2 protein-coding genes are annotated in these 6,285 nt (G+C 62.6%); both read right to left on the reverse strand.

All coding sequences use genetic code 11. The features are described 5' to 3' along the window. The coding region (gene rpoC, locus AAFM29_RS16395; RefSeq protein ID WP_341713824.1) for a DNA-directed RNA polymerase subunit beta' at positions 1-3,795 on the reverse strand (3,795 nt) is incomplete at its 3' end. A gap of 64 nt (positions 3,796-3,859) precedes the next feature. Beyond that, positions 3,860-6,285, reverse strand: a 2,426-nt coding sequence (rpoB, locus tag AAFM29_RS16400) for a DNA-directed RNA polymerase subunit beta (RefSeq protein ID WP_341713825.1), incomplete at its 5' end; no start/stop codon positions are given.

Here is a 6,285-nt window from a genome sequence, read left to right on the forward strand (position 1 = left end):
CTCGACCTTCTGCAGCATCTGGCGAACGATCACCTCGATGTGCTTGTCGTTGATCTTCACGCCCTGCAGTCGATAGACTTCCTGGATCTCGTTCACGAGATACTCGGCAAGCGCCTCGACGCCCAGGACTTCGAGGATGTCGTGCGGGTTGGGCGAGCCCGAAATCAGGGTATCACCCTTCTTCACGAAGTCGCCTTCTTGCACGTCGATCACCTTGGTCTTGGGGATCAGGTATTCGACTGCATCACCTTCTTCCGGCACGATCGCGATCTTGCGCTTGGCCTTGTACTCGCGGACGAACTCGATCTTGCCCGAAATCTTGGCGATGATCGCATTGTCCTTGGGCAGGCGGGCTTCGAACAGCTCGGCGACACGCGGCAGACCGCCGGTGATGTCGCGGGTCTTCGCCGCTTCGCGCGACGCACGGGCAAGAATGTCACCCGCTTCGACTTGCTGGCCGTCCTCGACCGACATGGTGGTGCCCGGCGCCAGCATGTAGCGCGCGGCCTCGCTTTCGTCCCCTGCCTCGTTGAACAGAGTCAGGCGCGGACGCAGGTCTTCCTTGCGCTTGCGGCCCGACGCACGCAGCTCGGTAACGACGCGCTGGGCGATGCCGGTGGCATCGTCGACGCGTTCTTCCATCGTCGTGCCGTCGATTAGGTCCTGATACTTCACGACGCCCGAGGTTTCGGTGATGATCGGCAGCGAGAACGGGTCCCATTCTGCCAGGCGTTCGCCTTCCTTCACCTTCTCGCCGTCCTTGTGCATCAGCACGGTACCGTAAGGCACCTTGTGGATCTCGCGCTCGCGACCTTCGGCATCGATCACCGCCAGTTCGCCGTTGCGGGCGAGCGAGAGGATACGACCCTTCTTGTCGACGATGGTCGGCATGTCGCGATAGACGACCTTACCGTCCGAGATCGCCTCGAGGTGGCTGGTTTCGTTGAGCTGCGCCGCACCGCCGATGTGGAAGGTACGCATGGTCAGCTGCGTGCCCGGTTCACCGATCGACTGGGCCGCGATGACACCAACGGCTTCACCGATGTTCACCGGGGTACCGCGGGCAAGGTCACGACCGTAGCAGGTTGCGCAGACGCCCTGGGCGGCTTCGCAGACCAGCGGCGAGCGGATCTTGGCGACCTGCACCTCGGCTTCCTCGATCGCCTTGACCATCGGTTCGTCGATCAGCGTGCCGGCAGGCACGATCACTTCGCCGGTAGCGACGTTGACGATGTCTTCCGCCGTCGTGCGGCCAAGGATGCGTTCGCCGATTGAAGCAATCACCGAACCGCCCTGCACGATCGCGCGCATTTCCAGCGCGTTCTCGGTGCCGCAGTCTTCCTCGATAATGACGCAGTCCTGCGACACGTCGACCAGGCGGCGGGTCAGGTAACCCGAGTTAGCGGTCTTTAGCGCCGTATCCGCGAGACCCTTACGGGCGCCGTGGGTCGAGTTGAAGTACTCGAGGACGTTCAGGCCTTCCTTGAAGTTCGAGATGATCGGGTTCTCGATGATCTCACCCGACGGCTTGGCCATCAGGCCGCGCATGCCGGCAAGCTGCTTCATCTGCGCCGGGCTACCACGCGCACCGGAGTGGCTCATCATGTAGATCGAGTTGATCTGGGCTTCCTTGCCGTCGTCGCCGATCGGCTTGGCGCGGATCTTGTCCATCATGGCATCGGCCACCTGGTCGCCGCAACGGCTCCAGGCGTCGATCACCTTGTTGTACTTTTCTTGCTGGGTGATGAGGCCGTCCTGGTACTGCTGCTCATAGTCGGCAACCAGCGCCTTGGTCGCCTCGACCAGTTCGATCTTCTCTTCGGGGATGATCATGTCATCCTTGCCGAAGGAGATGCCGGCACGGAACGCGTGGCGGAAGCCCAGCGCCATGATGGCATCGGCGAACAGCACGGTGTCCTTCTGGCCAGTGTGGCGATAGACCTCGTCGATGACGTCGGCGATGTCCTTCTTGGTCAGCAGGCGGTTCACGATGTCGAAGGGAACCTTGTGGTTCTTCGGCAGGCATTCGCCGATCAGCATGCGGCCCGGCGTGGTCTCGAAGCGGACCATGCTTACCTTGCCGCTCTCGTCGGCCTGGGGCACGCGCGCGATGATCTTGGTGTGCAGCGTAACTGCCTTGATCTCGAGCGCCTGGTGCACCTCTGCCATGTCCGAGAACATCTGCAGCTTCTCGACCTTCTCACCCTTTTCGTTCTCGGTGAACTCCGGGGTCTTCTCCTGGCGTTCCATCGACAAGTAGTAGAGGCCCAGCACCATGTCCTGCGAAGGCACGATGATCGGCTTGCCGTTGGCAGGCGAGAGGATGTTGTTGGTCGACATCATCAGCACGCGTGCTTCCAGCTGCGCCTCGAGGCTCAGCGGGACGTGCACGGCCATCTGGTCACCGTCGAAGTCGGCGTTGAACGCGGCGCAGACCAGCGGGTGGAGCTGGATCGCCTTGCCTTCGATCAGCACCGGCTCGAAGGCCTGGATGCCGAGACGGTGGAGCGTCGGTGCGCGGTTCAGCAGGACGGGGTGTTCGCGGATGACTTCATCCAGGATGTCCCAGACTTCCTTGCGTTCCTTTTCGACCCACTTCTTCGCCTGCTTGAGGGTCATCGAAAGACCCTTGGCGTCGAGGCGGGCGTAGATGAACGGCTTGAACAGTTCGAGCGCCATCTTCTTCGGCAGGCCGCACTGGTGCAGCTTGAGTTCCGGACCGGTCACGATGACCGAACGGCCCGAATAGTCGACGCGCTTGCCGAGCAGGTTCTGGCGGAAACGGCCCTGCTTGCCCTTCAGCATGTCGCTGAGCGACTTGAGCGGACGCTTGTTGGCGCCGGTGATCACGCGGCCGCGGCGGCCGTTGTCGAACAGCGCGTCAACAGCTTCCTGCAGCATGCGCTTTTCGTTGCGGACGATGATGTCCGGCGCGCGCAGCTCCATCAGGCGCTTGAGGCGGTTGTTACGGTTGATCACGCGACGGTAGAGGTCGTTGAGGTCCGACGTCGCGAAGCGGCCACCGTCGAGCGGCACCAGCGGGCGCAGTTCGGGCGGAATGACCGGGATCACTTCGAGGATCATCCATTCGGGGCGGTTGCCCGATTCGATGAAGCTCTCGACGACCTTGAGGCGCTTGATGATCTTCTTCGGCTTGAGCGCGGACTTGGTGGTCGCGAGCTCTTCAAGCAGGTCTTCCTTTTCCTGCTCGAGGTCGAGGTCCATCAGCATGACCTTGACCGCTTCGGCGCCGATCGAGGCCGAGAAGGCGTCTTCGCCATACTCATCCTGCGCTTCGAGCAGCTCGTCTTCAGTCAGCAGCTGGAACTTCTCGAGCGGGGTCAGGCCGGGCTCGGTGACGATGTAGCTTTCGAAATAGAGCACACGCTCGAGCTGCTTGAGCTGCATGTCGAGCAGCAGGCCGATGCGCGAAGGCAGCGACTTGAGGAACCAGATGTGCGCGACCGGTGCGGCCAGCTCGATGTGGCCCATGCGCTCGCGGCGGACCTTGGTCACGGTGACTTCGACGCCGCACTTTTCGCAGACGACGCCCTTGTACTTCATGCGCTTGTACTTGCCGCACAGGCACTCGTAGTCCTTCACCGGGCCGAAGATGCGCGCGCAGAACAGGCCGTCGCGTTCGGGCTTGAACGTGCGGTAGTTGATCGTTTCCGGCTTCTTGATCTCGCCGAAGGACCAGCTGCGAATACGCTCGGGCGACGCGATGCCGATCTGGATCTCGTCGAAGGTCTCCGGCTTGGCCAACTGGTTGGTGAATTTGGTCAGTTCGTTCATGACTTAATTCCCTAAACGGGTGAATTCTCTTGGGGCGGTTGAGGGGCGCGCTAGGCGCGCCCCGTTATTCCGCCGCGATCGCGAGGCCGTCGCCGCCCTCGTCCTCTTCGCCGTGCGACTTGAGCTCGACGTTGAGGCCCAGGCTGCGCATTTCCTTGACGAGCACGTTGAAGCTCTCCGGAATGCCCGCCTCGAAGGTATCGTCGCCCTTGACGATCGCTTCGTAGACCTTGGTACGCCCGATCACGTCGTCCGACTTCACGGTCAGGATTTCCTGCAGCGTGTAGGCGGCGCCGTAGGCCTGGAGCGCCCAGACCTCCATTTCGCCGAAGCGCTGGCCACCGAACTGCGCCTTACCGCCCAGCGGCTGCTGAGTGACGAGCGAGTAGGGACCGATCGAACGCGCGTGGATCTTGTCGTCGACCAGGTGGTGCAGCTTGAGCATGTAGATGATGCCCACGGTGACCTTGCGGTCGAACGCCTCGCCGGTGCGGCCATCGTAGAGGACCGACTGGCCCGAGCTGTCGAGCCCAGCCTTTTCCAGCTGGATAGTCACGTCGCCTTCGCGCGCACCATCGAACACCGGAGTACCCATGGGAACGCCCGTACGCAGGTTGGTGGCGAGTTCGACGATGTCCGCGGTCGAGCGCGAGTCGATCTCGTCATGGTACTGTTCGCCGTAGACGTCCTTGAGCCGTTCCACGACCGCTTCGGGCGGCTTGGCGCCCGCATAGTCTTCAGCCGCATTCGGATTGGCCGCGCGCCAATCTTCCAGCGCACCGGCGATCTGGTGGCCCAGATTGCGGGCCGCCATGCCGAGATGCGTTTCGAAGATCTGACCCACGTTCATGCGCGACGGCACGCCCAGCGGGTTGAGCACGAGGTCGACCGGGGTACCGTCTTCGAGGAACGGCATGTCCTCGACCGGCAGGATGCGCGAAATGACACCCTTGTTCCCGTGACGGCCGGCCATCTTGTCGCCCGGCTGCAGCTTGCGCTTCACCGCAACGAAGACCTTGACCATCTTGAGCACGCCCGGGGCGAGTTCGTCACCGCGTTCGAGCTTCTCCTTGCGGTCTTCGAACCTCTCTTCGATGACCTTCACGGCTTCGTCGTACTGCGACTTGACCGCTTCGAGCTGCGCTTGGCGGCCATCGTCCGCCACTGCGAACTTGAACCACTCGTGGCGATCGACTTCATCGAGCACCGCTTCGGTGATCTCGGAACCCTTCTTGATGCCCTTCGGCGCCGCCGAAGCGGTCTGGCCGGTAAGCATGTCGCGCAGGCGATTGTAGGTCGCACGGTTGAGGATCGCACGTTCGTCGTTGGCGTCCTTGCGGAGGCGTTCGATTTCCTCGTTCTGGATCGCGCGGGTACGGTCGTCGATTTCAATGCCGTGGCGGTTGAAGACGCGCACGTCGACGATGGTCCCGGCCACGCCCGGCGGCAGGCGGAGCGAGGTGTCGCGCACGTCGCTGGCCTTTTCGCCAAAGATGGCGCGGAGGAGCTTTTCTTCCGGCGTCATCGGGCTTTCGCCCTTGGGCGTGATCTTGCCGACCAGGATGTCACCCGGATGCACTTCTGCGCCGATGTAGACGATACCCGCCTCGTCGAGGTTGCGCAGCGCTTCCTCGCCGACGTTGGGAATGTCGCGGGTGATGTCTTCCGGACCCAGCTTGGTGTCGCGGGCCATGACCTCGAATTCCTCTATGTGGATCGACGTAAACACGTCGTCCTTCACGATGCGTTCGGAGATCAGGATCGAGTCTTCGTAGTTGTAGCCGTTCCACGGCATGAACGCGACGAGGCTGTTGCGGCCCAGCGCCAGTTCGCCGAGCTCGGTCGAAGGACCGTCGGCGATGATGTCGCCGGCTTCGACCACTTCGCCCACCTTCACCAGCGGACGCTGGTTGATGCAGGTCGACTGGTTCGAACGCTCGAACTTCTGGAGGCGGTAGATGTCGACGCCCGACTGGCCGGGTTCGACATCGCCGATGGCGCGGATCACGATACGGGTCGCGTCGACCTGGTCGACGATACCGCCGCGGGTGGCCGCGATCGCCGCGCCGCTGTCACGCGCCACGGTTTCTTCCATGCCGGTGCCGACGAAGGGTGCCTCGGCCTTGACCAGCGGCACAGCCTGGCGCTGCATGTTCGAGCCCATCAGTGCGCGGTTGGCGTCGTCGTTTTCCAGGAACGGAATGAGCGAAGCTGCCACCGAGACGAGCTGCTTGGGCGAAACGTCCATCAGCGTGATGTGTTCGCGCGGAGCCATCAGGTTGTCGCCGTCGTGACGGGCCGAAACCAGTTCCTCGACGAACGAGCCATCTTCGTTGAGCTCGGCCGAAGCCTGCGCGACGGTGTGCTTCTGCTCTTCCATGGCCGAAAGGTAGACGACCTCGTCGGTGACCTTGTTGTCGACCACCTTGCGGTAAGGCGTCTCGATGAAGCCGTACTTGTTGACGCGGGCGAAGGTCGACAGCGAGTTGA

Origin of the sequence: Erythrobacter sp. (assembly GCF_038133525.1) — a bacterium.
Classification (GTDB): domain Bacteria; phylum Pseudomonadota; class Alphaproteobacteria; order Sphingomonadales; family Sphingomonadaceae; genus Qipengyuania.